The organism is Microbacterium aquimaris (assembly GCF_039531285.1).
Lineage (GTDB): Bacteria > Actinomycetota > Actinomycetes > Actinomycetales > Microbacteriaceae > Microbacterium > Microbacterium aquimaris.
Genome location: NZ_BAAAPT010000001.1, coordinates 1,755,586 through 1,780,280, shown reverse-complemented (window position 1 = coordinate 1,780,280; position 24,695 = coordinate 1,755,586). Strand labels below are relative to the sequence as shown.

Below are 24,695 nucleotides of genomic sequence, written 5' to 3'. Positions count from 1 at the left end.
GTCTTCCATGCCCGTCTTCCTCCCGGGCGGAAGGCCGCACCTTTCCGCCCGGGAGGAAGAAGGACTGGTTGTCGCGCGTTCAGCGGATCTCCAGAATCGAATCATCAGCGAGGAGTGTGGATCGATGAGGATCTTGGTGGTGTGCGGCGCAGGGGCGTCGAGCACGTTCGTCGTTCAGCGCCTGCGTCAGGCGGCGCGGGAGCAGGGCGTGGATGTCACCGCCACGGTCGCGACCACACAGTCCCTCACGATCGACCTGGAAACGGCCGATCTCGTGCTGGTGGGCCCCCACCTGGACGAGGCCGTCGACCGGATCCGGGCGGAAGCCGCCCACGTGGGAAGCATCGTCGCGCTCATGCCCGCCGATGTCTACGCCGATATGGAAGGCTCCCGCACCCTCGCACTCGTGCGTGAGGCGGTCGCCGGGACCCCGCATGACACCGCGTTCGCGCATCTCCGCATCAGAGAGGATCACTCATGACCGCCGTCAGCCGCACTGTCCGCGTCGCTTCCGCCCACGGCCTGCACGCCCGTCCCGTCAAGCTCTTCGCCCAGGCGGCCAAGGAGACCGGTCTTCCCATCACGATCGCGAAGGACTCCGGCGCCCCGGTGAACGCGGCGAGCATCCTCGGGGTGATCGCCCTGGGCGTCGAGCAGGGCGACTACGTCACCCTCACCGCCGATGGGGAGAACGCCGAGGCCGCGCTCGATTCGCTGTCGGAGCTGCTGACCACCGACCACGACGCGTAAGCGAAGGGACACCCGATGGCACAGTTGCGAGGAGTCGGTATCGGACTCGGCGTCGCCCAGGGCCCCGTGGCCCGCATGGCCCCGCCGGTTCCGGCGCCCGACGACACCCCCAGCACACTCAGCGTGGAGGAGGAGACCGCGCGCGCCCGTGAGGCCGTCGGTGTCGTCGCGCGCGAGCTCGAACAGCGCGGCACCCAGGCCGGCGGAGCAGCTCAGGAGGTCCTCGAGGCCCAGGCGATGATGGCCGAGGACCCGACCCTCGAAGAGGAGATCGATTCCCGGCTGGCGCAGGGCAAGACCGCGGAATGGGCCGTGCACGACGCATTCGCCTCCTTCCGCCGACAGCTCACCGCGCTGGGCGGGTACCTCGGCGAGCGCGCCGCCGATCTGGACGACGTCGCCCAGCGGGTGATCGCGCAACTACGGGGCGAACCGGCCCCCGGCGTGCCCGACCCCGGTCACCCGTTCGTGCTGGTCGCCAAGGACCTCGCCCCCGCCGACACGGCGCTGCTGGATCTCGACAAGGTGCTCGCGCTGGTGACCACCGAGGGCGGCCCGACCTCGCACACCGCCATTCTGGCCCGCGAGAAGTCGATCGTGGCCGTCGTCGGCGCCGTCGGCGCGAAGGATCTCGCCGACGGGGACTCGGTGATCGTGGATGCCGCCTCCGGCGTGGTGACGACCGATCCGACGGCGGAAGAACTCGAACGGGCCGAACACCGTGCCGAGGTCCGTGCCGAGGCCGCGAGCGCGCCGGTGACCCCGGGCGCCCTCGCCGACGGCACGGCCGTGCCGTTGCTGGCCAACCTCGGCAGCCCCACCGCGGCCGCCGAGGCCGTCGAGCTGGGCGCGGAAGGTGTCGGCCTGTTCCGCACGGAGTTCCTCTTCCTCAGCGCCAACCAGGCCCCGACCGTCGAGCAGCAGCGTGCGTCCTACACCGAGCTGCTGAAGGCGTTCCCCGGCAAGAAGGTCGTCGTCCGGATGCTCGATGCCGGAGCCGACAAGCCGCTGCCGTTCCTCAACGACGCACACGAGGACAATCCCGCCCTCGGTCTGCGCGGCCTGCGGGCCCTCCGTCAGAGCGAAGACATCCTGCGTGAGCAGCTCACCGCCCTGTCCGAGGCGCACGAGGCCACGCGCCGCACCCCCGAGGGTCCGGCCGACCTCTGGGTGATGGCTCCGATGGTCTCGACCGTGGAGGAGACGGAGTATTTCGTCACGCTCGCCCGCGAGTACGACATCAAGACCGCCGGTGTGATGGTCGAAGTTCCCTCGTCGGCGTTGCTCGCCGACCGCGTGCTCCGACACGCGGACTTCGCCTCGATCGGCACCAACGACCTGACGCAGTACACGATGGCCGCCGACCGCCTGCTCGGCTCGGTGGCGTCGTATCAGGATCCCTGGCACCCCGCCGTCCTGCGCCTGGTGCGCGAGGTCGGCGACGCCGGAAAGGCCAACGGGAAACCGGTGGGCATCTGCGGTGAGGCTGCGGCCGACCCGTTGCTGGCCGTGGTCCTCGTCGGCCTGGGCGCGACGAGCCTGTCGATGGCGCCCACAGCCCTTGCAGACGTTCGAGCGACCCTGCTCGAACACACCCTCGACGATGCGGTGCGCATCGCCGAAGCAGCCTTGGCCGCCGATGACGCGGCCTCGGCACGTACCGCCGCGCAGACCGCGGCGGCCCGAGAGAAGGAGACACAGTCATGACAACGGCGTCATCGCCCGCGAGCACGGGCAGCAAGGCGCGAGTCGGAGTCCAACGCTTCGGCACGTTCCTGTCCGGCATGATCATGCCGAACATCCCCGCGCTGATCGCGTGGGGTATCTTCACCGCGTTCTTCATCGAGGTCGGTTGGACCCCGAACGCCGACCTCGCCACGATCGTCGGCCCCTTCATCCACTACGCCCTGCCGCTGCTGATCGCCTACACGGGCGGTTCGATGGTCTACAACGTGCGAGGCGGTGTGGTCGGCGTCATCGCCACCATGGGTGCGATCGCCGGTTCCGACCTGCTGGTGGCGAACTTCAACGCGACGCTGCCCGAGGGCGAGAGCCCGCTCGGACAGGTGCACATGTTCATCGGTGCCATGATCCTCGGCCCGCTCGCCGCGGTGACGATGAAGTGGCTCGACAGCCTGTGGGACGGCAAGATCCGCGCCGGCTTCGAGATGCTCGTGAACATGTTCTCGGCCGGTATCTGGGGCTTCGTGATGGCCGTCGTCGGGTTCTACCCGATCGCGTGGCTGGTCAACGGCCTCATGCAGACCCTCGGCAACGCCGTGAGCTGGCTGGTCGAGATGAACCTGCTGCCGCTGACGAGCATCATCATCGAGCCGGCCAAGGTGTTCTTCCTGAACAACGCCATCAACCACGGCGTCCTCACCCCGCTCGGCATCGCCGAGGCGTCGGAGTCGGGCTCGTCGATCCTGTTCCTGCTCGAAGCGAACCCCGGCCCCGGTGTCGGTCTGCTGCTGGCGTTCACCTTCTTCGGCCTCGGCGCGGCACGCGCTTCGGCTCCCGGTGCGGCGATCATCCAGTTCTTCGGTGGCATCCACGAGGTGTACTTCCCGTACGCGCTGATGAAGCCGGTCCTCATCGTCGCGCTGATCGCCGGCGGCATGACCGGTGTCACCACGAACATGCTCCTGGGCGGCGCCCTGCGCGCCCCGGCCGCTCCCGGCAGCATCATCGCGGTGCTGTTGCAGACCGCGACCGGCGCCTACTTCGCGGTGATCCTGTCGGTGGTTCTCTCTGCCGCGGTGACCTTCCTGGTCGCAGCGGTGATCCTGCGGGCCTCGCGCAAGCGTGACCTGGCGGCGATGGCCTCGACCGACGACGCCTTCGGCGCGGCGATCACCCAGACCGAGGCGGCCAAGGGCAAGAGCTCGGATGCGCTGCGGAACCTGCGTGGAGGCGCCGCCACCCAGGCGGACGGCGACGGCGGGGCCGCGACGGTCACCGAGCGCGAGATCACCAACATCGTGTTCGCGTGCGACGCCGGTATGGGCTCGTCCGCGATGGGGGCCAGCGTGCTGCGCAACAAGATCAAGAAGGCCGGCGTCGAAGGGGTCACGGTGACCAACAAGGCCATCGCCGCCCTCGACGCCAGCGCCGACCTGGTCATCACGCAGAACCAGCTCACCGACCGCGCACGTCACCAGACGCCGGATGCGGTCCACGTGTCGGTGGACAACTTCATGAACTCGCCGCGATACGACGAGGTCGTCGAGCTGGTGCAGAACCAGCACGAGAAGAACTCCTGATCGACGACTGCGGGGCCGGGCAGGCGTGACGCCCCCGGCCCCGCAGTCCTTTCCGCGGCGCTGGCCGCGACCTCGCACAGATGGAACAGTGGATGCATCGGCATCCGACACGAATGAAAGGCGGCCATCATGGCACGTGACGTCCTCAGCCTCGGCCAGGTGCGCATCCACTCGGGAAGCGCGACACGCGACGAGGCGATGAAGGAGGCGGCCGACATCCTCCAGGCTGCGGGCGCGGTCACCGCGGAGTACTACGACGCGATGCAGCAGCGCGAGCAGACCGTCTCGACCTTCATGGGCAACGAGTTGGCCATCCCGCACGGCACCAACGAGACCAAGAGCGCCATCCTCGAGTCGGCCCTCTCCGTGGTCCGCTACGACGGCGGCGTCGACTGGGACGGCGAGCAGGTCACGTTCGTCATCGGCATCGCCGGCAAGGGCGACGAGCACCTGGAGATCCTGTCGCAGATCGCGATCCTCTTCTCCGAGGAGGACGACGTGGCCCGGCTGAAGGCGTTGCAGACGCCGGAGGAGATCTACCAGGTCGTCAGCGAGGCGACCGCGTCATGAAGGCCGTCCACTTCGGCGCCGGCAACATCGGACGCGGCTTCGTCGGCCTGTTGCTGCACGAGGCCGGGTACGAGGTCGTCTTCTCCGACGTCGCCGCCCCGCTCGTCGATGCGATCAACGCCGCGTCGGAGTACACGGTGCACGAGGTCGGCGACGGCGGCCGCGACCTGACCGTCACGGGTTTCCGCGCGGTCAACAGCCAGACCGACCCCGAGGGCGTCGTCGCCGAGATCGCCGACGCCGACGTGGTCACCACCGCCGTCGGACCGACGATCCTCCGCTTCGTCGCCCCGCACATCGTCGCCGCCCTGGCCGCTCGCGACGCGTCCCTGCCCCCGCTGCAGGTGATGGCGTGCGAGAACGCCATCAACGCCACCCATCTCCTGCGCGACGAGATCGTCGCCGCCGCAGGCGATGAGTGGACGCAACTCGCACCGCGGGCCGTCTTCGCCAACACCGCCGTCGATCGGATCGTGCCCGGCCAGCCTGAAGGGGCCGGCATCGACGTGACCGTCGAGCCGTTCTTCGAGTGGGCGATCGAACGGGGTCCGTTCGGCGGAGCCGTCCCGCACATCCCGGGCGCGCACTTCGTCGACGACCTCTCCCCCTACATCGAGCGCAAGCTCTTCACCGTCAACACCGGTCACGCCGCGACGGCGTACTTCGGTGCCCAGGCGGGCATCGAGAAGATCTCCGATGCCCTCGCCGACCCGCAGATCGAGGCTGCCGTCGCCAAAGCCCTCGAGGAGACCTCGGGGATCCTGCTCGCCAAGCACGAGTTCGACCCCGCCGATCTGGCCGAGTACCGTACCACCATCATCGGCAGGTTCCGCAACCCCGCACTACCCGACACCGTGTGGCGCGTCGGGCGTCAGCCGTTGCGCAAACTGTCGCGGCACGAGCGGTTCATCGGGCCTGCGGCCGAAGCCGCCGAACGGGGCCTTCCCACCTCGGGCCTGGAGAGCGCGATCGGCGCTGCCCTGGCCTTCCACGACCCGGAGGACGCGCAGTCGGTGGACATGGCACGGATGTTGTCCGAGCAGGACGCGTCGGCCTTCACCACCGAGGTCACCGGGCTCGACCCGGCGCATCCGCTGTTCGACCGTGTCCGGGCCCTCGTGGAGGCGCGCCAGGCGCAGGACTGATTCCTCGCCACGTCGTCGTGGGTGTTTCGGTGAACGGACGTTAACGCATAGGCTTCTGTGCGTCCGCCGCCCGACGGACACTCCACGACGACGTGCGAGGTTCCATGGAGCACCGAAGCCCCTCTTCGCGCCGGTATGCCGTCATCGGCGCCGGCCCTTCCGGTCTATCTGCGGCGCGCGCGCTGCAGAAGGCCGGGATCCCCTTCGACGGATACGAGGCCGCCGGCGGCGTCGGCGGCCTGTGGGACATCGACAACCCGCGTTCGACGATGTACGAGTCGGCCCACCTGATCTCGTCCCGCACCACCACGCAGTTCGCGGAGTTCCCGATGGACTCCACCGCGGACTACCCCGGCCACCGCACCCTGAAGCGATACTTCGACGACTTCGCTACGCGCTTCGGGCTGACCGGGTCGTTCCGATTCCACACCGCCGTGACCCGCCTCGAACGTGACGGCGGGCGTTGGCTGTTGCACGCCGACGGGCCCGATGGAGCGACCACGACAACCTACGACGGCGTGATCATCGCCAACGGCACACTCGCCGAACCGAACGTGCCGACCTTCCGCGGCTCGTTCGCCGGCGAGATCATGCACACCAGCGCCTACAAACGCGCCACACAGCTCACCGGCCGGCGGGTGCTCATCGTCGGCGCCGGGAACTCCGGGTGCGACATCGCCGTCGACGCCGTGCATCACGCGGCATCGGTCGACATGAGCGTGCGCCGCGGGTACTACTTCGTGCCGCGGTACCTGTTCGGCAAGCCCTCCGACACCCTCAACCAGGGGCGTCCCCTTCCGGCGCGGCTCAAGCAGATCCTCGACACGCGTGTGCTGAAGGCCTTCACCGGGGATCCCGTCTCGTTCGGTTTCCCGAAACCGGACTACCGCCTCTACGAGTCGCATCCGATCGTCAACACGCTGATCCTGAACCATCTCGGGCAGGGAGACCTGCGCATCCGGCCCGACATCGACCGGCTCGACGGACACATGGTGCACTTCCGCGACGGCACCGACGAAGAATACGACACGGTCCTCCTGGCAACCGGCTACACCCTCGACTACCCGTTCGTGGATCGGGACGACCTGAATTGGACCGGGACCAGCCCCGAGCTCTTCCTCAACGTGTTCCCCCCGTCCTTCAACGGGTTGTACGTGATGGGGATGATCGAAGCCTCGGGGATCGGCTGGCAGGGCCGCTACGAGCAGGCGGAGCTGATCGCGACGTACCTCGCCGCGCAGGAGCATCACCCCGAGCGGGCCGCGGCCTTCCGGCGGCGCGTCACCACCGGGCCCTGGCCGGATCTGACCGGCGGCTACCACTACCTCGCGCTCGAGCGCATGTCGTACTACGTCAACAAGGACGCCTACCGCCGCGCCGTGCGCGAAGCCACCGAGGCGCTCGGCGACGACGCATCCGCCGAGGGTTCCCGGACGCGCCGCCGACACGGTACCCGCCCCCGACGGCGCCGGAACGGACCCACCGCCGCACCGCCGACGACGCCGGATGACGCGGAGGTGCGAGCATGAACCCCGACGATGTGCTGCTGAACTTCACGCCGGGCACCATCCTGATCCTCAACGTCGTGCTCGGACTGGTCATGCTGGGCATCGCACTGGACACGGCACCGTCCGACTTCAAGATCGTCGCGAAGAAGCCGAAGCCTTTCCTCATCGCGATCCTCGCGCAGTTGGTGATCCTGCCCGCGGTCACCTTCGGCCTGACCCTCATCCTCCCCGTCAGCGCGTCCATGGCGCTCGGGATGATCCTCGTCGCCTGCTGTCCGCCGGGGAACATCTCCCAGGTCCTCACCCACCGCTCCGGCGGCAACGTCGCGCTGTCTGTGTCGATGACGGCGGTCGGCAACCTCCTCTACATCGTCGCCATGCCGCTGTCGATCGCGTTCTGGGGGTCGCTTCACCCCACGGCCCGCGAGCTGCTGGAGATCATCTCGCTGGATGCCTGGCAGATGCTGCTGGACATCTTCCTCATCATCGGGCTGCCGTTCCTGGTCGGTCTGGCCCTTCGCGCGAAGTTCCCCCGCTTCGCGGCGCGTGTGCAGCCGTTCGTGAAGTGGTTCTCCCTCATCGCCCTCATGGGGTTCATCGTGGGGGCGCTCGCGGGAAACTGGTCGATCTTCGTCATGTTCCTCGGCATCATCGTGTTGGTCGTGACGATCCACGACGCCGTCGCACTGGCGATCGGCTACGGCACCGCTGTGGTCGGGGGTCTTGCCACCCCCGAGCGGAAGGCCATGACCTTCGAGACCGGCATCCGCAACGCCGGACTCGGCCTCGGTCTCGTGTTCGCCTTCTTCGACGGTCTGGGCGGCATGGCGATCGTGGCCGGATGGTGGGGGATCTGGGACATGATCGCCGGTTTGGCGGTCGCCTCGCTGTGGGCCTGGCACACCAAGCGCCGCACCGGCTCGTCCAAAGGCGACGCGTCGCGACGCGGCGACGGCGGAGTGCCCGCGGAGAAGACCTCGTGAGCGGTCGGCGCGTCCTGGTCACGGGAGGAACCGGCTTCCTCGGCTCGCGGGTCACCCACGCGCTCGCGGCGCACCCCGCTGTGGAGGCGGTCGTCGCCGCCGACCTCCGCGCGCCCGACGAGAGCACGCCCGGAGTGGTCTTCGAGCGGTGCGACGTGACCACCGACGACCTGGCCTCGCTGCTCGTCCGGCACCGGATCGACGCCGTGGTCCACCTCGCGGCGATCGTCGACCCCGGCCGCGACGTCGCCCTCGAGTACCGTGTCGACGTGGAGGGGTCTCGCCGGGTCATCGACGCGTGCGTCGCCACCGGAGTGGCACGCCTCGTGGTCTCCTCCTCGGGCGCCGCCTACGGCTACCATGCCGACAACCCGGCGTGGCTCCACGAGACAGATCCCGTCCGCGGCAACGACGCGTTCCCGTACTCGCGCCACAAGCGACTCGTCGAGGAGATGCTCGCGGCGGCTCGCGACACGCATCCCGACCTGGAACAGGTCGTCCTCCGGATCGGCACCATCCTCGGCCCGACGGTGCGCAACCAGATCACCGCGCTGTGGGACGGCCCTCGCCTGCTGGGGGTGGCCGGGTCGGACTCCCCCTTCGTGTTCGTCTGGGTCGACGACGTCGCCGCGGCCATGGTGCGGGCGGCCACGGACGGGCCGGTGGGGATCTACAACGTCGCCGGATCCGGTCGACTGACGGTGCGCGAGATCGCCCGGCGGCTCGGAAAACCCGTCGTCTTCGTCCCGGCATGGCTGCTGCAGGCCGCCCTGTGGACCGGGCGCGCGCTGCATCTGACCGATCACGGCCCCGAGCAGGTGCGTTTCCTGAACTATCGGCCTGTTCTGGCCAACGCCTCCCTCATCCGCGACTTCGGATACACGCCGCAGATGACCTCGGCCGAGGCGTTCGAGGCCTACCTCGCCACCCACCCCGGCGTCGCCCGCCGCGGGTGACCTTCACCGTCAGGTCAGCGTTCGAAGCCCTCCGCGATCAGCTCGATGAGCTCTTCGCGCTCCTCGATCGTCAGGAACGCGCCCGCAGCGGCGTTCAGCTGGAACGCCTCCAGGTCGGCGAGATCGTACTCGAAGGCCTCGGCGAGCAGGTGCAGCTCACGCGTCAGGGACGTGCGGCTCATCAGGCGGTTGTCGACGTTCACGGTGACGGCGAAGCCGAGCTGGTAGAGCAGGTCGAAGGGGTGGTCCTCGATCTCCTCACCCCACGCGGCGATCGCTCCGGTCTGCAGGTTCGACGACGGCGACAGCTCGAGGGGGATCTCCCGGTCGCGCACCCAGCGCGCCAGTTCGCCGAACTGCACCTGCACCTCCTCCCCCTCGCGGGAGACCACGCGCAGGTCCTCGGCCAGGCGGACACCGTGGCCCAGACGCAGGGCGCGCCCGTCGATCAGCGCCGAGCGGATCGAATCGAGCCCGGCCGCCTCCCCGGCGTGCACGGTGGTGGGCAGGAACCGTGATGCGAGGTAGTCGAAGGCCTCACGGTGCTTCGAGGGCGGGAATCCATCCTCGGCACCGGCGATGTCGAAGCCGACCACGCCACGTCCGCGCCACTCGACGGCGAGCTTGGCGATCTCCAGCGACCGGTCGGCGTGCCGCATCGCGGTGATCAGCTGCCCGACGCGGATGTCGTGGCCCGCGCTCTCGGCCGCATCCTCGCCTTCCTCGATGCCCTCCTGCACGGCTTCCACGACCTCGTCCAACGACAAGCCGCGCGCCAGGTGCTGCTCGGGCGCCCACCGGACCTCACCGTAGATGACGCCGTCGGCCGCGAGGTCCTCGACGAACTCCCGGGCGACACGCGTGAGACCCTCACGGGTCTGCATCACCGCGGTCGTCACGTCGAAGGTCTTGAGGTAGTCGACGAGGGATCCGGAATCGCTCTTGTCGGCGAACCAGTCGGCGAGCTCGTCGGCGTCGTCTTCGGGCAGATCGAGATCGATGTCGTCGGCGAGCTCGACGACCGTGGCCGGCCGGAGAGCGCCGTCGAGGTGATCGTGCAGCGACACCTTCGGCAGGCTGCGGAGCGAAACGCCCTGCAGGCGTGCGTCACCGTCGGGTTCGATGGGCATGGGCGTACTCCTCGGCTGGATGGGCGGTTTCGACAGTAGCGCGTGCGGACGCGTGAGGGGAGGGGCGTTCAGGCGGTGATGCGTTCACGCACGATCGGATGGGTGGCCGGCGCGTGCGGGGAGATCTCCCACGCCCCATCGACGGCGGCCAGTGCGCGCTCGAAACGCGCGGCGTCGTCGGCGAGCAGCGTGAACAGCGGTTGCCCCTTCCGGACCACGTCTCCCGGCTTGGCGTGCAGATCGATGCCGGCCGCGTGGATGACCGGGTCCTGTGCACGGGCCCGGCCGGCACCCAGGCGCCACGCGGCGATTCCGAACGAGAGGGCGTCCAGTCGCGCCACGTGGCCGTCCTCGGGTGCGGTGACCACGTGTGTCTCCTTCGGCGAGGGCAGGGCCGCGTCGGGGTCACCGTCTTGTGCGCGGATCATCGCGCGCCACGCATCCATCGCACGCCCGTCGGTCAACGCCTTCTCGACGTCAGCATCGGGTCGACCGGCGAGGGCGAGCATCTCGCGCGCGAGGGCGACGGTGAGCTCGACGACATCGGTGGGTCCTGCGCCGGCGAGCACCTCGACCGATTCACGGACCTCGTTGGCGTTGCCGATGGCCAGGCCGAGCGGGGCGTTCATGTCGGTCAACAGAGCCGTGGTCGATACGCCGGAGTCGGTGCCCAGAGCGACCATGGTCCGGGCGAGCTCCCGAGCGCGATCGATGTCACGCATGAACGCCCCCGAGCCGAACTTCACATCCAGCACGAGCGAGTCGGTGCCCTCGGCGATCTTCTTGGACATGATGCTCGACGCGATCAACGGGATCGCCTCGACCGTGCCGGTGACATCGCGGAGGGCATAGAGCTTCTTGTCGGCCGGGGCCAGACCCGATCCCGCCGCGCAGATGACCGCGCCGACACCCTGCAGCTGTGCGAACAGTTCGTCATTCGACAGTGCCGCCCGCCAGCCCGGGATCGACTCGAGCTTGTCGAGGGTTCCCCCGGTGTGGCCGAGACCGCGACCTGACAGCTGTGGCACGGCGACGCCGAACGACGCGACCAGCGGCGCGAGCGGCAGGGTGATCTTGTCGCCCACTCCCCCGGTCGAGTGCTTGTCGACGGTGGGCTTGCCGAGCCCGGCGAAGCTCATGCGCTCACCCGAGGCGATCATCGCATCGGTCATCACCCGGATCTCGTCGCGTTCCATGCCGTTGAGCAGGACCGCCATCGTGAACGCCGACATCTGCGCGTCGGAGACATAGCCACGCGTGTAGGCGTCGACCATCCACCGCAACGCGTCCTCGGGGATCGCGCCCCCGTCCCGCTTGGCGCGGATCACGTCCACGGCGTCATGGGGTTCGACGGCTGCGGGGGTGCTTTCGTGGGTCACGTCATCTCCGTGGTGCGTTCTGGAGCGAGATCGCGCGGGCCGAACGCATCGGGCAGCACGTCGTCGATGGTACGGATGCCCGAGACGGTCTCGAGCAGCATGCCGGGGATGGCATGCTCGTAGAGCAACTGCCGGCATCGGCCGCACGGCATGAGTGTGCGGCCCTCCCCGTCGACGCACACGAACGCGACCAGGCTCCCCCCGCCGGACATGTGCAGGTCGGACACGAGCCCGCACTCGGCGCACAGGGTCACCCCGTACGAGGCGTTCTCGACGTTGCAGCCCGAGACGATCCGGCCGTCGGTGACCAGCGCCGCGGCACCGACTTTGAACCGTGAATAGGGCGCGTAGGCGCGCTCCATCGCCTCGACCGCGGCGGTGCGCAGCACATCCCAATCGATGTCGGTCATGTCACCCCTTGATGTACGGTTTGCCGGATGCCGCCGGGGCCTTCACCTGACCGGCGAACCCGACCACGGCCAGCAGTGTCACGACGTACGGGAGCATCGCCATGAACTCCGACGGGATGGGCGAGCCCAGGTTCGTCAGCAACGTCTCGAGGTTGGTCGCGAAGCCGAACAGCAACGCCGCGAGCGTGGCCCGCACCGGGTCCCACCCGCCGAAGATCACCGCGGCGAGGGCGATGAAGCCGAGGCCGCCGGTCATCTCCTTGTCGAAGGACCCGACGGAACCGAGCGTGAAGTATGCCCCGCCGATGCCGGCGATCGCGCCTGCGAGAAGGACGTTCCAGAACCGGGTCGGATTCACCTTGATGCCCACCGTGTCCGCGGCCTGCGGGTGTTCTCCCACGGCCCGCAGACGCAGACCCCATCGGGTCTTGTACAGGCCCCACGCCACGAGCGGCACGGCGACGTACATGATGTAGACGATCAAGGTCTGGTTGAACACCACCGGCCCGAGGATCGGGATGTCCGACAGGAACGGGATGGGCAGTCGCGGGAAGCGCGGCGGCGAGTTCAGCGCCTCCGAGTTCGGGGTCAGCAACGCGCCGTGCAGGAAGCTCGTGAGCCCGATGATGAGCACGTTGAGCACGACACCGATGATGACCTGTTCGACGAGGTACTTGATCGAGAAGACCGCCAGTACCGACCCGACCAACGCTCCGGCGACCATCGCCGCGACCAGACCGAGCAGCACCGAGCCGGTCATCGACGCGATGACGGCGGAGCTGAACGCGGCGAACAGGAACTGCGCCTCGATCGCGACGTTCACGACCCCCGCCCGCTCGCCGATGACACCACCGAGGGCGCCGAAGACCAACGGGACCGACAGGGAGACGGCGCCGAACAGCAGCCCGGTCACGGGGACGAGACCGTCAGCGGCGGACCAGGTGAGGAAGGCGAACACGGCGAGGATCGCGAACACGATCGGCACCCACATGCCGACCTTGCGGAAGGTCGCGACCGCCCAGAAGGCGTACGCCGTCAGCAACGCCAGCGCGATCGCACACGCCGTGACCGTCGCGGCCGTCGGGATGCCGACGTCGCCGAGGTCTATGGAGGATGTACGGTCGCCGAGGCGATAGGTGCTGATGCCGTCCCGCCCGAAGACGAACGCCATCAGCCACACCAGCGCCGTCCCCACGGCGAGGGTGACGGGAAGCTTGAAGTGGCGCTGCTTGACCCGCTCACGGGTGATCGCGTCGCCGGTTGCGGAGGCGGTGGTGTCGATGCTCATGCCGCACCCGCCTTCGCCGCACGGCGGGCTCGTCGCTTCGGCGAGACTTCGCTGTCGTCCTTGGGAAGGAAGAAGATCGTGCGGATCAGCGGCGGGGCCGCGATGAACAGCACGATGAGCGCCTGGACCACCACGACGATGTCGACGGGGATGTCCTCCGACACCTGCATGGTGAAGCTGCCCGCCTTGAGTGCTCCGAACAGGATGCCCGCGGCGAACACGCCCCAGGCTTTACTGCGGCCCAGCAGCGCGACGGTGATCGCGTCGAACCCGATGCCGGCGTCGATACCGCTGCCGAAGCCGCTGGTGATGGTGCCGGAGATCTGGTTGACGCCGGCCAACCCGGCCAGCGCACCCGCGAAGGCCATGGCGTAGAAGATGATCCGCTCGACGTTCACGCCCGCCGCACGTGCGGCGAACGGGTTCTCACCGACCGCGCGCATCCGGAAACCGAGGCTCGAACGCTCGACCAGCCACCACACGAACACCGTGGCCCCGATCGCGACGATGAAGCCCCAGTTCACCGTCAGGGGTGCCGGGAACAGCGAGGGGAACTGCGCGGTCTCCGGCGTCGGAGACGAGATCGGCTGGGTGCCGCCGGGGCGCTGCAGCAGCCCCGGGGTGGCCAGCAACCAGGCCACGAAGTAGAACGCCACGAAGTTGAGCATGATCGTGAGGATCACCTCGTGGGCACCGGTGCGGGCCTTGAGGAATCCGACCAGGCCGCCCCAGAGCGCCCCGCCGACCAGGCCCGCCGCGATCGTCAGCGGCAGGTGGATCAGCAGCGGCGCCTGCACGGTGGTGGCCACCGTCGCGGCGGCGGCGATGCCCATGAGCATCTGGCCGCGGGCACCGATGTTGAACAGGCCCACGCGGAAGGCCAGGCCCACGCCGAGTCCGGCCGCGATCAGCGGTGTGGCGAAGTTGAGCGTGTCGGTGATCGGCTTGATCGCGCGCACGAACGTGTCGGCCTCGTAGTTCCAGATCGCTCCGCGGAACAAGGCCGAGTAGGCGCCCGCGAACGACTGCCACACCGCGATGATCATGTCCTGCGGACGCGCGAAGAAGTATCCGGCGGCGGCCTGGACGTCGGGGTCGGTGAGGGCGACGAGGACACCACCGATCAGCATCGCGAGCACGACCGCGAGGAGCGTGGTGACGATGTTGCCGCGGAGGATCTCGCGGATCACCTGGTTCTGGCGCGGCGGCGGGGTGTCTCCGACGGGTGTCTGGCTGGGCGCTTCACCCGCGGCACTGCGGGTGAGGACGGGGTCGCTCCCGCCGGGGCCGAGACTGGTACTCTCGGGGCTCTGGCCGCTCACGCGGTGACCTCCTCATCGGCCGCCTCGACGGGCGGCTTCTCACCGGCCATCATCAGGCCGAGGACTTCGCGCGGAGCGTCGCCGGGGACGATCCCGACGATGCGTCCGCGATACATGACGGCGATCCGGTCCGCGAGCGCGGAGACCTCGTCGAGCTCGGTCGAGACGACGATCACGGGGACCCCGGCGTCGCGCGTGGCGACGATGCGTTTGTGGACGAACTCGATGGAGCCGACGTCGATGCCGCGTGTGGGCTGCGAGGCGACGAACAGCTTCAGGTCGCGGCTGAGTTCGCGCGCGAGCACGACCTTCTGCTGGTTGCCGCCCGACAGGCGTCCGGCGGCCAGGTCGGGGCCCTGCGTGCGGATGTCGAACTCGGCGATCTTCTCTTCGGCGAATTCGCGCAGCACGCCGCGCTTGAGCGTGGCGGCGGAGAAGAACGGGGCGCCGCTGGAACGGTTCAGGATCAGATTGTCGGCGACGCTGAACTCTCCCACGAGCCCCTCGACCTTGCGGTCCTCCGGCACGAAGCCGACGCCCTTGTCGATGACCTGTTTGACGGTCTTGCCGGTCAGCTCATCGCCGTCGAGGGCGATCGAGCCCGACACTTTGCGCTGGAGGCCGACGATCGCCTCGGTGAGCTCGGTCTGGCCGTTGCCCTGGACCCCCGCGATGGCGAGGACCTCACCGGGCCGCACCGAGAAGCTCACGTCGTCGACGACGATCTGATCGGCGTCGTCGACCACGCGGAGGTTCTCGACGACGAGCCCTCCCTCGCGCAGGTGCGGCGCATCCTTCTGCACGGTCAGTTCGACGGCGCGACCGACCATGAGCGAGGCCAGCTCGGCGTTGTCCGCGGTCGGCGCGGCCTCCCCGACGACCTTGCCGAGGCGGATGACCGTGATGCGGTCCGCCACTTCGCGGACCTCACGCAGTTTGTGGGTGATGAAGACGATGGAGGTGCCCTCGTCCCGCAGCTGACGCATGATGCCCATCAGCTCGTCGGTCTCCTGGGGCGTGAGGACCGCGGTGGGCTCGTCGAACACGAGCACCTTCGCGTCGCGCGAGAGCGCCTTGATGATCTCGACCCGCTGCTGGGCGCCGACCGGGAGGTCGCCGACGAGCGCGTCGGGGTCGATCTGGAAACCGAAGCGCGCGGCCACCTCGTTCACGTGGGCGCGGGCCTTGTCGAGGTCCAGGGCGCCGATGCCGTTGGTGTCCTCGTGGCCGAGCATCACGTTCTCGGCGACGGTGAAGACCGGGATGAGCATGAAGTGCTGATGCACCATGCCGATGCCCGCGGCCATCGCGTCACCGGGACCGGCGAAGTGCTGCACCTCGCCGTCGATGACGATGTCGCCCTCCTCCGCCGAATAGAGGCCGTAGAGCACGTTCATGAGCGTGCTCTTTCCGGCGCCGTTCTCGCCGAGGAGGCAGTGGATCTCCCCCGGCTCGACCACCAGATCGATGTGGTCGTTGGCCACCAGCGCCCCGAAGCGCTTGGTGATCCCTCGAAGCTCGAGCGTCATATCCGCCAATCTATCGATTCGAAAGGCGGCCGGACAGATGCACGCATCTGTCCGTCCGCCGGGGTGTTTCCTCGTCGCTTACGGCGAAGCGGGCGACGTGGCGTCGATCGAACCGTCGATGATGCCGGCGCGGATCTCCTCCAGCTGCGCGGCCAGGTCGGCGTCGACCATGTCCTCGAAGTCGTGGAAGGACGAGATGCCGACACCGTCGTTCTCGAGCGTGCCCACGAACGGGGTCACGTCGTACTCGTCGTTCGCGGCCTGGACGGCGGACTCGTACACCGCGACATCCATACCCTTGAGGATCGACACGAGCAGCAGGTCGGCGACCGACGGGTCGGTCTCGTAGACGTCGGCGTCGACACCCATCAGAGCGATGTCACCACCGGAGTCGCGGATCGCCTCAGCGGCGGACTGGTAGATCGGGCCGCCGACCGGCAACAGCACATCGACGTCCTGGTCGATGATGCCCTGCGCGACCTGCTTGGCCTTGTCGTTCGCCGCGAACTCCTCGGTGAACTGGCCCTCCTGCGACTCGATGTCCCAGCCGACGACCTCGACGTCGGTGCCGTTCTGCTCGTTGTAGTACTCCACACCGAGCTGGAAGCCGTCCATGAAGATCGTCACCGGCGGGATCTTGGCGCCACCGAAGGTGCCGACCTTGCCCGACTCGGAGTACGAAGCGGCGGCGTAGCCGCCGAGGAAGGCCGCCTGGGCGGTGTCGAACACCAGCGGCTTGATGTTCGGGGCGTCGGTCTCGCCGTCGAAGTCGTTGTCGGCCCAGTCGTCGATGATGGCGAATTCGACGTCGGGGTTGGCCAGCGCGGCCGTGACGGTCGGCGCGCTCAGCAGGAAGCCGACCGAGACGATGAAGTCGCAGCCGTCGGCCACGAGGCCGTCGAGGTTCGCGTCGTAGTCGCTGGCCGACGAGGACTCGGTCGTGGCGATCTCGAAACCGAGCTCCTCCTGGGCGGCCTCGAGGCCCGCCAGGCCCAGCTGGTTGAACGACTTGTCGTTGAAGCCACCCTCGTCCGAGACCATGCAGGCCTTGAAGTCGGACATGCCCTCGGCGGTGTCGGTGGTCGTGTCGTCCTCCGGAGCGGCGCCGCAACCGGCGAGGGCGACGAGCAGGCCCGCGGCGGCTGTGACGCCGACGAGCTTCTTGGTGCGTGAGATGGTCAACTCAGCCTCCACATCTCGCCCCGCGACTCTCACGGGGACTGCATCAAGTTACACAGTGTTAAGTGAAATCGACAGAGACTCAGCACTCTCACCGGCCAAAGGTTACCGATCTGCAATATCAGCGACGTCGGTCAGAGCACGTCGCCGCGACCCGACAGCTTCAGGGCGTCCACGACACCCTTCACCCGTTGCGCGTTCTCGCTGGTGGTCACCAGGAGGGCGTCCTCGGTGTCGACCACGACGATGTCGCGCACGCCGATCAGGCTGATCACGCGAGAGGTCTGGCTGACCACGATGCCGCTGGCGGCGTCGGAGAGGATCCTCGCGTTCTCCCCCAGGATCGCCAGGTCGTTGTGCCTGCCGTGGGAGTTGAGCTTGGCGAGACTGGCGAAATCCCCCACGTCGTCCCAGTCGAAGTGGCCGGGGATGACCGCGAGGCGACCCTTGGCCGCGGCGGGCTCGGCGACGGCGTAGTCGATGGCGATCTTCGTCAGCGACGGCCACACCCGGTCCACGACGGGTCCGCGGCGCTCCCGGTCGTCCCACGCTTCGGCCAGCTCCATGAGGCCGGCGTGCAGTTCGGGCTGGTTCGCCTCGATCTCGGCGAGCAAGACGTCGGCGCGGGAGATGAACATCCCCGCGTTCCAGAGGTAGGAACGATCGGCGAAGTAGGCCTTCGCGGTCTCGAAGTCGGGCTTTTCCACGAAGCTCTGCACGAGCGCCGCCTCGGGGGCGCCGTCGATGACCACGCCGTCACCCTTCTTGATGTATCCGAACCCGATCGACGGTTCGGAGGGCTGGATGCCGATCGTGCAGACATACCCCTTGCGCGCGGTTTCGACCGCCTGGCGCACCGCCCAGTCGAACAGGTGGGGAACACGGATGACGTGGTCCGCCGCGAAGGACCCGATGATCACATCCGGCTCTCGGTGGTGCAGGATCGCCGCGGCCAGCCCGATCGCCGCCGCCGAGTCCCGCGGCTCCGATTCGAGGAACACGTTCTCGTCCGGGATGCCCGGGAGTTGTTCCTCGACCGCCGCGCGATGCGCGCGGCCGGTGACCACCGAGATGCGGTCCGCACCGGCGAGGGGTTCCAGGCGGTCCCACGTGTCGCGCAGGAGGGTCTGACCCGAGCCGCTCAGATCGTGCAGGAACTTCGGCGCGTCGGCACGCGACAGCGGCCACAGGCGACTGCCGATCCCTCCGGCGGGGATGACGGCGTAGAAGTCGGAGATCGGCTCAGGCATGCGGCCAGGGTAGCGGCCGCCCGTCTCGTTCGTGTGACATCCGGCGTGCCCCGCCGCCCCCGACCCAACTCTCTCGACGTCGAGAGAGTTAGGTCGCCCTAATCGCCGTATCCGCGAGCCGCCCAATAAGATATCCGCAGCGCCCGCGTGACGCCGGGGACCGATCGGTCTCCGAGAGGGCACCTCGCTCTCACCGTGTACGAGTCCAGGGAGGACGACCGTGTCTGCTCCAGCACGCGAGGTACCGACGGTGTCGCAGACGACATCGCGAGTACCCCGAGGAACCCTCTACCGCGGCAACGAGGGGATGTGGTCCTGGGTCCTGCACCGCATCACCGGTGTCGCGATCTTCTTCTTCCTCCTCGTGCACGTGCTCGACACGGCCCTGATCCGGGTCTCGCCCGAGGCGTACGACATCGTCATCGGCGCATACAAGAACCCCCTGATGGGCATCGGTGAGATCGCCCTGGTCGGCGCGATCGCCTACCACGCCTACAACGGCCTGCGCATCATCCTCGTCGACTTCTGGTCCAAGGGGGCCCGCTACCAGCGCCAGCTGTGGTGGGGGGTCCTCGGCCTGTGGGTCGTCACGATGGCCGGCTTCGTGCCGCGCCACCTCATCAACGTCTTCTCGACCGTGGGAGGTGGCCACTGATGTCCGCGACCATCGCCGACCCCCGCTCCGCACGCCCGACGAGCCGCCGCGGCGGCAACCTCGAGAAGTGGGGCTGGATGTACATGCGCGCCTCGGGCGTGCTGCTGGTGGTCCTCATCTTCGGCCACCTGTTCGTCAATCTCATGACCGGTGAGGGCATCCACCAGATCGACTTCGCCTTCGTCGCCGGCAAGCTCGCCAGCCCGTTCTGGCAGTGGTGGGACGTGCTGATGCTGTGGTTGGCCCTCATCCACGGCGCGAACGGGATGCGCACGATCGTGAACGACTACGTCACCCACAAGACCACGAGAAGCGTGCTGGTGTGGGCGGTGTGGCTTGCCGCAGGCTTCCTCATCGTCCTCGGCACGCTGGTCGTGTTCACCTTCGACCCCTGCCTCGGCGTCACCCCCGAGAGCATCCTCTGGGCCGACTGCCAGGCCGCGTGAGCGACGAGAACCCTTCAGAGACGGAAACCAACAGCCAGTGAGCACCGACACCGCGGACAGCTACGTCAAGGACGGCGTCCACTACCACCAGTTCGACATCGTGATCGTCGGCGCCGGCGGCGCCGGCATGCGCGCGGCGATCGAGGCCGGCCCCGGCGCCAAGACCGCGGTCATCTCCAAGCTCTACCCGACGCGCTCGCACACCGGCGCGGCACAGGGCGGTATGGCCGCGGCGCTCGCGAACGTCGAAGAGGACTCGTGGGAGTGGCACACCTTCGACACCGTCAAGGGCGGCGACTACCTCGTCGACCAGGACGCCGCCGAGATCCTCGCCAAGGAGGCCATCGACGCGGTCATCGACCTCGAGAACATGGGCCTTCCGTTCAACCGCACCCCCGAGGGCAAGATCGACCAGCGCCGCTTCGGCGGACACACCGCCGAGCACGGCAAGAACCCGGTGCGCCGGGCCTGCTACGCCGCCGACCGCACCGGCCACATGATCCTGCAGACGCTCTTCCAGAACTGCGTCAAGCTCGGCATCAACTTCTTCAACGAGTTCTACGTCCTCGACCTGCTCACCGTGAAGGACGCCGACGGTTCGACGAAGGTCTCCGGCGTCGTCGCCTACGAGCTGGCCACCGGCGACCTGCACGTGTTCCAGTCCAAGGCCGTCGTGTTCGCCACCGGCGGGTTCGGCAAGATCTTCAAAACCACCTCCAACGCCCACACGCTCACCGGCGACGGCGTCGGCATCGTGTGGCGCAAGGGCCTGCCCCTGGAGGACATGGAGTTCTTCCAGTTCCACCCCACTGGCCTGGCCGGCCTCGGCATCCTCCTGACCGAAGGCGCACGAGGAGAGGGCGCGATCCTCCGCAATGCCTCGGGCGAGCGCTTCATGGAGCGCTACGCGCCGACCATCAAGGACCTCGCCCCGCGCGACATCGTCGCCCGATGCATGGTGCAGGAGGTCGCGGAAGGTCGCGGCGCGGGTCCGCACAAGGACTACGTGCTGCTGGACTGCACGCACCTGGGCGCCGAGGTCCTCGAGACCAAGCTCCCCGACATCACCGAGTTCGCCCGCACCTACCTCGGTGTCGACCCCGTCGTCGAGCCGGTCCCGGTGATGCCCACCGCCCACTACGCCATGGGCGGCATCCCCACCAACGTCGAAGCCGAGGTCCTCAGCGACAACGACACCGTCGTGCCCGGCCTCTACGCCGCCGGCGAGTGCGCGTGCGTGTCGGTCCACGGCTCGAACCGTCTGGGCACGAACTCGCTCCTGGACATCAACGTGTTCGGTAAGCGCGCCGGGCGCAACGCGGTCGAATACGTCAAGGACGCCGACTTCGTGCCACTGCCCGACGACCCGGCCGGAGCCGTCCGCGAGCTCATCGAAGGCCTCCGCGCCGGCGAGGGCACCGAGCGCATCGCCGTGCTGCGCAAGACGCTGCAGGACGAGATGGACAAGAAGGCGCAGGTGTTCCGCACCGACGAGTCGCTCGGCGAGATGCTCGAGACGATCGAAGAACTGCGCGAGCGCTTCAAGAACATCCACGTCGACGACAAGGGCAAGCGGTTCAACACCGACCTGCTCGAGGCCGTCGAACTCGGGTTCCTCCTCGACATCGCCGAGGTCGTCGTCGTCGCCGCCCGCAACCGCAAGGAGAGCCGCGGCGGTCACATGCGCGACGACTACCCCAAGCGCGACGACGAGAACTTCATGCAGCACACGATGTCGTACCTGACCGGCGACCCGCACTCGTCGCACGCCGACGATCACATCTCGCTGGGCTGGAAGCCCGTCGTGATCACTCGATACCAGCCGATGGAGAGGAAGTACTGATGTCCACCGCTCTGGTCGACCCCGACGCGGTCTCCGAGGTCGAGGAACACGACGACACCGGCGTGCAGTCGTTCCTCGTGACCTTCATCATCCGGCGTTTCGACCCCGAGGTCGACGCCGAGCCCCGCTGGGTGGACTACGACGTCGAGCTGTTCTCGACCGACCGCGTGCTGGATGCCCTCCACAAGATCAAGTGGGAGGTCGACGGGTCCCTCACCTTCCGCCGCTCGTGCGCCCACGGCATCTGCGGTTCGGACGCGATGCGCATCAACGGTCGCAACCGCCTCGCCTGCAAGACCCTCATCAAGGACCTCGACATCTCGCAGCCGATCTACGTCGAGGCCATCAAGGGCCTGCCGCTGGAGAAGGATCTCGTCGTCGACATGGAGCCCTTCTTCGCGTCGTACCGCGAGGTGCAGCCGTTCCTGATCTCCGGCTCGGCACCCGAGCCGGGCAAGGAGCGCGTCCAGACCATCAAGGACCGCGCGGTCTTCGACGACACCACCAAGTGCATCCTGTGCGCCGCGTGCACCTCCTCGTGCCCGGTGTTCTGGACCGATGGCCAGTACTTCGGCCCGGCCGCGATCGTCAACGCCCACCGCTTCATCTTCGACTCCCGCGACGACGCCGGCGACATGCGCCTGGACATCCTCAACGACAAGGAGGGCGTGTGGCGCTGCCGGACGACCTTCAACTGCACCGAGGCATGCCCCCGTGGCATCGAGGTCACCAAGGCGATCGCCGAGGTCAAGCAGGCCGTGCTGCGCGGCGGCGCGTGAGCACATCCTCGTCGTAGTGTGAACGTGTGAGAGGTTCGCGACACCGTCATCCGGAGACCCCGGCCGAGGACACCGAGCGCGATCTGACGGTCGCGGAGGCGACCCATGAGGAGCAGACCCTCCGCGCCCGCTGGGAGGCGACACAGGAGGCGTTGCGCGATCGGTTCGAGCAACCGATCGACCGTGCCACGAGCCTCACCCGGAAGACCCTCGCGTGGTTCCCCGTGCGGGTGTGGCGGCACTTCCTGCAGCGAAACGGCTTCCTCTTGGCTGCCGGCGTCAGCTACCAGGCGCTCTTTGCGATCTTCGCGACGATCTACGTCGCCTTCGCCATCGCCGGGCTGTGGCTCGGCGGAAGCACCGAAGCGATCGACGCGCTGATCGGCGCGATCAACAGCTACATCCCTGGGCTGATCGGGGACGAAGGCCTGTTCACCACCGCGCAGGTCACCGAGATCGCCACCAGCAGCTCCAGCGTGCTGGGCGTCACCGGTATCGTCGCCCTGGTCACCTTGATCTGGACCGCGATCGGCTTCATCACGTTCGCCCGCCGCGCCGTGCGAGATATCTTCGGCATCCCGCCAGACCGCCGCAGCTATATGCTCCTGAAGGCCCGGGATCTGCTCGCCTCGGCGATCTTCGGCGCCGCACTCCTGGTCGGGTCGGGCCTCGGTTTCCTCGGCGTGTGGGCGTTGAACCTCGTCTTCCACATGCTCGGATGGCCGACCGCATCGCCGGCCTACAACATCCTCGCCCGTGCCGCCGCCCTCCTCGTCTCCTTCCTTCTCTACTCCGCGGCGTTGGCGTCACTGGTGAAATTCCTCACCGGCACCTCCCTGAAGTGGCGCCAGATCATCCCGGGAGCGATCCTCGGTGGCGCGGCGATCACCGTCCTCCAGCTGGGCGCGGGCTGGCTGCTGATCTACACACCGTCGAACCCGCTGCTGGCGACGTTCGCGATCTTCGTCGGACTGCTGCTGTGGTTCCGGATCATCGGCGTGATCATCCTGGTCGCCTCGTCGTGGATGGCTGTCGCCACGACCGATGAGAACCTCCCCATCCTGCAGCGCACCGAAGAGGAGCGGCTGGCCGCCGAGCACGCGGCCCTGCTCACGGCGGCGCGCGTCCGGCTGCGCAGCGCCCGGAACGAGGCGAAGACCGCACCGTGGTATCGCCACTTCGCCGCCCGACGGGCCGTCGCGGAGGCCGAGAAGGAACTCGCCGAAGTCGAGCACGCCGCTCCCCCGCCCGTGACCCGCGGCTCCCTCTTCGAGTAACGCCGCGGCTGCCCGGTTCCGCCGCGGGAAGAAGGGATGCTGCTGCGGCGACGACGATGATCGGCCCGCCGGAGAAGCTGTTCCGGCGACAAGCGGAACGTGTCGGAGGGCGCCGTTAGGCTGGCGGGCGTGCCACAAGACCTCCGCATCGCGTCCGTGAACGTCAACGGCATCCGTGCCGCAGTCCGCAAGGGCATGCTCGACTGGCTCGACAGCGCGAACGTCGATGTCCTCGCCCTGCAGGAGGTGCGGGCCGACGCCGATCAGCTCGCCGCGTCCCTCCCCGGCTGGGAACTGGTCGCCGACGAGGCGAGCGCGAAGGGCCGCGCCGGCGTGGCCATCGCCACCCGGAGCCCGGTCGCGGCGTGGCGCACCGAGTTCGGTCCGGCGGAGTTCGATTCGGCGGGACGCTGGATCGAGGCCGATCTGGAGGTGGCCGGGTCGCACCTCACGGTCGTGAGTGCCTACGTGCACACCGGTGAGGCGGAAACGCCGCGACAAGACCAGAAGTGGATGTTCCTGGACACGATGGACGCGCGGCTGTCGCAGCTGCGCGCACAGGCGCCGCTCGCTCTCGTGATGGGTGACCTCAACGTCGGGCACCGCGAGATCGACATCAAGAACTGGCGCGGGAACCGGAAGAAGAGCGGGTTCCTGCCGCGCGAGCGCGGGTACTTCGACCGATGGCTCGGCGAAGAGGGTGTCGAGGTCGAGACCGTCGACGGCCAAGGGGGGACCGGGCGCGGCTGGGTGGACGTCGGGCGCCGCTTCCACGGCGACGTCGAGGGGCCTTATACGTGGTGGTCGATGCGTGGTCGCGCGTTCGACAACGACACCGGATGGCGGATCGACTACCACCTGGCGACCCCGGAGCTCGCCGAGCGGGTGGTGGACTACCGTGTCGAACGCGCTCCGTCGTGGGACACCCGGTGGAGCGATCATGCGCCGGTCATCGCCGACTACCGGTTCCCCGCCTGAGCCGGCGCCCGCGCCCGCGTCCGCGTCCGCGCCCGCGCCCGCGGGAACGATAACC

At 68.4% G+C, this 24,695-nt stretch carries 23 protein-coding genes; 15 read left to right on the top strand and 8 right to left on the bottom strand.

Translation table 11 applies throughout. From position 1 onward, the window contains the following. Positions 1 to 124: 124 nt before the first annotated feature. From ABD204_RS08160 to ABD204_RS08120, 9 genes are all read left to right on the top strand, one after another. Positions 125 to 481: a PTS sugar transporter subunit IIB gene (locus tag ABD204_RS08160; protein ID WP_194424125.1), complete on the top strand. Its 357-nt coding sequence runs from the start codon at positions 125 to 127 to the stop codon at positions 479 to 481. Next, the gene (locus ABD204_RS08155; protein ID WP_194424124.1) at positions 478 to 750 is read left to right on the top strand and encodes an HPr family phosphocarrier protein; all 273 of its coding nucleotides are present in this window, start codon (positions 478 to 480) and stop codon (positions 748 to 750) included. The genes ABD204_RS08160 and ABD204_RS08155 overlap by 4 nt, the downstream gene beginning before the upstream one ends. Before the next feature lie 15 nt (positions 751 to 765). Continuing rightward, positions 766 to 2,457: a phosphoenolpyruvate--protein phosphotransferase gene (gene ptsP, locus ABD204_RS08150; RefSeq protein WP_194424123.1), complete on the top strand. Its 1,692-nt coding sequence runs from the start codon at positions 766 to 768 to the stop codon at positions 2,455 to 2,457. Further along, complete coding sequence (locus ABD204_RS08145; RefSeq protein ID WP_241747795.1) at positions 2,454 to 4,013, top strand: PTS mannitol transporter subunit IIBC; 1,560 nt, start codon at positions 2,454 to 2,456, stop codon at positions 4,011 to 4,013. Before ptsP ends, ABD204_RS08145 begins: the two co-directional genes overlap by 4 nt. A 129-nt stretch (positions 4,014 to 4,142) precedes the next feature. Beyond that, complete coding sequence (locus tag ABD204_RS08140) at positions 4,143 to 4,583, top strand: PTS mannitol transporter subunit IIA (protein ID WP_241747794.1); 441 nt, start codon at positions 4,143 to 4,145, stop codon at positions 4,581 to 4,583. Further along, on the top strand, positions 4,580 to 5,728 hold the full coding sequence (locus tag ABD204_RS08135) for a mannitol-1-phosphate 5-dehydrogenase (RefSeq protein ID WP_194424122.1): 1,149 nt from the start codon (positions 4,580 to 4,582) through the stop codon (positions 5,726 to 5,728). Before ABD204_RS08140 ends, ABD204_RS08135 begins: the two co-directional genes overlap by 4 nt. A 104-nt stretch (positions 5,729 to 5,832) precedes the next feature. Continuing rightward, complete coding sequence (locus ABD204_RS08130) at positions 5,833 to 7,257, top strand: flavin-containing monooxygenase (protein WP_194424121.1); 1,425 nt, start codon at positions 5,833 to 5,835, stop codon at positions 7,255 to 7,257. After that, entirely contained in the window at positions 7,254 to 8,219 is a 966-nt protein-coding gene (locus ABD204_RS08125; RefSeq protein ID WP_194424120.1) for a bile acid:sodium symporter family protein, read from the top strand. The genes ABD204_RS08130 and ABD204_RS08125 overlap by 4 nt, the downstream gene beginning before the upstream one ends. Further along, positions 8,216 to 9,175 carry an SDR family oxidoreductase gene (locus ABD204_RS08120; RefSeq protein ID WP_194424301.1) on the top strand — a complete coding sequence of 320 codons (960 nt, stop codon included), beginning with the start codon at positions 8,216 to 8,218 and terminating at the stop codon, positions 9,173 to 9,175. The genes ABD204_RS08125 and ABD204_RS08120 overlap by 4 nt, the downstream gene beginning before the upstream one ends. Before the next feature lie 14 nt (positions 9,176 to 9,189). Here the strand turns inward: ABD204_RS08120 and ABD204_RS08115 are convergent, their stop codons facing one another. The 8 genes from ABD204_RS08115 to ABD204_RS08080 all read right to left on the bottom strand — a co-directional run bounded on the left by ABD204_RS08115 (position 9,190) and on the right by ABD204_RS08080 (position 18,662). Then, on the bottom strand, positions 9,190 to 10,305 hold the full coding sequence (locus ABD204_RS08115) for an adenosine deaminase (RefSeq protein WP_194424119.1): 1,116 nt from the start codon (positions 10,303 to 10,305) through the stop codon (positions 9,190 to 9,192). A 68-nt stretch (positions 10,306 to 10,373) separates the two neighbouring features. Further along, entirely contained in the window at positions 10,374 to 11,684 is a 1,311-nt protein-coding gene (locus tag ABD204_RS08110; RefSeq protein ID WP_194424118.1) for a thymidine phosphorylase, read from the bottom strand. Further along, positions 11,681 to 12,094 (bottom strand): cytidine deaminase, encoded by a 414-nt coding sequence (locus tag ABD204_RS08105; RefSeq protein ID WP_194424117.1) that lies wholly within the window; start codon positions 12,092 to 12,094, stop codon positions 11,681 to 11,683. The genes ABD204_RS08110 and ABD204_RS08105 overlap by 4 nt, the downstream gene beginning before the upstream one ends. A gap of 1 nt (position 12,095) precedes the next feature. After that, a complete protein-coding gene (locus ABD204_RS08100; protein WP_194424116.1) occupies positions 12,096 to 13,382 on the bottom strand; it encodes an ABC transporter permease in 1,287 nt (428 codons plus the stop codon). Further along, positions 13,379 to 14,704, bottom strand: a complete 1,326-nt coding sequence (locus ABD204_RS08095; RefSeq protein ID WP_322597552.1) for an ABC transporter permease — start codon at positions 14,702 to 14,704, stop codon at positions 13,379 to 13,381. Before ABD204_RS08095 ends, ABD204_RS08100 begins: the two co-directional genes overlap by 4 nt. Then, on the bottom strand, positions 14,701 to 16,233 hold the full coding sequence (locus tag ABD204_RS08090; RefSeq protein ID WP_194424115.1) for an ABC transporter ATP-binding protein: 1,533 nt from the start codon (positions 16,231 to 16,233) through the stop codon (positions 14,701 to 14,703). Before ABD204_RS08090 ends, ABD204_RS08095 begins: the two co-directional genes overlap by 4 nt. Positions 16,234 to 16,311: 78 nt before the next feature. Continuing rightward, on the bottom strand, positions 16,312 to 17,415 hold the full coding sequence (locus ABD204_RS08085) for a BMP family lipoprotein (RefSeq protein WP_194424114.1): 1,104 nt from the start codon (positions 17,413 to 17,415) through the stop codon (positions 16,312 to 16,314). 131 nt (positions 17,416 to 17,546) lie between these two features. Then, positions 17,547 to 18,662, bottom strand: coding sequence for a mannose-1-phosphate guanylyltransferase (locus ABD204_RS08080; protein WP_194424113.1), 1,116 nt, complete (start codon positions 18,660 to 18,662; stop codon positions 17,547 to 17,549). Positions 18,663 to 18,882: 220 nt separating this feature from the next. Between ABD204_RS08080 and sdhC the strand changes: the two genes are divergently transcribed. From sdhC to ABD204_RS08050, 6 genes are all read left to right on the top strand, one after another. Continuing rightward, positions 18,883 to 19,317: a succinate dehydrogenase, cytochrome b556 subunit gene (gene sdhC / locus ABD204_RS08075; protein WP_194424112.1), complete on the top strand. Its 435-nt coding sequence runs from the start codon at positions 18,883 to 18,885 to the stop codon at positions 19,315 to 19,317. Further along, complete coding sequence (locus ABD204_RS08070; RefSeq protein ID WP_194424111.1) at positions 19,317 to 19,763, top strand: succinate dehydrogenase hydrophobic membrane anchor subunit; 447 nt, start codon at positions 19,317 to 19,319, stop codon at positions 19,761 to 19,763. Before sdhC ends, ABD204_RS08070 begins: the two co-directional genes overlap by 1 nt. Before the next feature lie 37 nt (positions 19,764 to 19,800). Continuing rightward, positions 19,801 to 21,606: a succinate dehydrogenase flavoprotein subunit gene (sdhA, locus tag ABD204_RS08065; RefSeq protein ID WP_194424110.1), complete on the top strand. Its 1,806-nt coding sequence runs from the start codon at positions 19,801 to 19,803 to the stop codon at positions 21,604 to 21,606. Next, positions 21,606 to 22,385 carry a succinate dehydrogenase iron-sulfur subunit gene (locus ABD204_RS08060; protein ID WP_194424109.1) on the top strand — a complete coding sequence of 260 codons (780 nt, stop codon included), beginning with the start codon at positions 21,606 to 21,608 and terminating at the stop codon, positions 22,383 to 22,385. Before sdhA ends, ABD204_RS08060 begins: the two co-directional genes overlap by 1 nt. 26 nt (positions 22,386 to 22,411) lie before the next feature. After that, positions 22,412 to 23,662: a YihY/virulence factor BrkB family protein gene (locus ABD204_RS08055; protein WP_322597551.1), complete on the top strand. Its 1,251-nt coding sequence runs from the start codon at positions 22,412 to 22,414 to the stop codon at positions 23,660 to 23,662. 129 nt (positions 23,663 to 23,791) lie between these two features. Next, a complete protein-coding gene (locus ABD204_RS08050; protein WP_194424108.1) occupies positions 23,792 to 24,640 on the top strand; it encodes an exodeoxyribonuclease III in 849 nt (282 codons plus the stop codon). Positions 24,641 to 24,695: the final 55 nt, after the last annotated feature.

What these genes read in the sequence shown, in the direction of transcription:
- ABD204_RS08160 (WP_194424125.1), top strand. Translation starts at nt 125, where the DNA reads ATGAGGATCTTGGTGGTGTGCGGCGCAGGGGCGTCGAGCACGTTCGTC.
- ABD204_RS08155 (WP_194424124.1), top strand. Translation starts at nt 478, where the DNA reads ATGACCGCCGTCAGCCGCACTGTCCGCGTCGCTTCCGCCCACGGCCTG.
- ptsP (WP_194424123.1), top strand. Translation starts at nt 766, where the DNA reads ATGGCACAGTTGCGAGGAGTCGGTATCGGACTCGGCGTCGCCCAGGGC.
- ABD204_RS08145 (WP_241747795.1), top strand. Translation starts at nt 2,454, where the DNA reads ATGACAACGGCGTCATCGCCCGCGAGCACGGGCAGCAAGGCGCGAGTC.
- ABD204_RS08140 (WP_241747794.1), top strand. Translation starts at nt 4,143, where the DNA reads ATGGCACGTGACGTCCTCAGCCTCGGCCAGGTGCGCATCCACTCGGGA.
- ABD204_RS08135 (WP_194424122.1), top strand. Translation starts at nt 4,580, where the DNA reads ATGAAGGCCGTCCACTTCGGCGCCGGCAACATCGGACGCGGCTTCGTC.
- ABD204_RS08130 (WP_194424121.1), top strand. Translation starts at nt 5,833, where the DNA reads ATGGAGCACCGAAGCCCCTCTTCGCGCCGGTATGCCGTCATCGGCGCC.
- ABD204_RS08125 (WP_194424120.1), top strand. Translation starts at nt 7,254, where the DNA reads ATGAACCCCGACGATGTGCTGCTGAACTTCACGCCGGGCACCATCCTG.
- ABD204_RS08115 (WP_194424119.1), bottom strand. Translation starts at nt 10,305, where the DNA reads ATGCCCATCGAACCCGACGGTGACGCACGCCTGCAGGGCGTTTCGCTC.
- ABD204_RS08105 (WP_194424117.1), bottom strand. Translation starts at nt 12,094, where the DNA reads ATGACCGACATCGATTGGGATGTGCTGCGCACCGCCGCGGTCGAGGCG.
- ABD204_RS08100 (WP_194424116.1), bottom strand. Translation starts at nt 13,382, where the DNA reads ATGAGCATCGACACCACCGCCTCCGCAACCGGCGACGCGATCACCCGT.
- ABD204_RS08090 (WP_194424115.1), bottom strand. Translation starts at nt 16,233, where the DNA reads ATGACGCTCGAGCTTCGAGGGATCACCAAGCGCTTCGGGGCGCTGGTG.
- ABD204_RS08080 (WP_194424113.1), bottom strand. Translation starts at nt 18,662, where the DNA reads ATGCCTGAGCCGATCTCCGACTTCTACGCCGTCATCCCCGCCGGAGGG.
- ABD204_RS08070 (WP_194424111.1), top strand. Translation starts at nt 19,317, where the DNA reads ATGTCCGCGACCATCGCCGACCCCCGCTCCGCACGCCCGACGAGCCGC.
- ABD204_RS08060 (WP_194424109.1), top strand. Translation starts at nt 21,606, where the DNA reads ATGTCCACCGCTCTGGTCGACCCCGACGCGGTCTCCGAGGTCGAGGAA.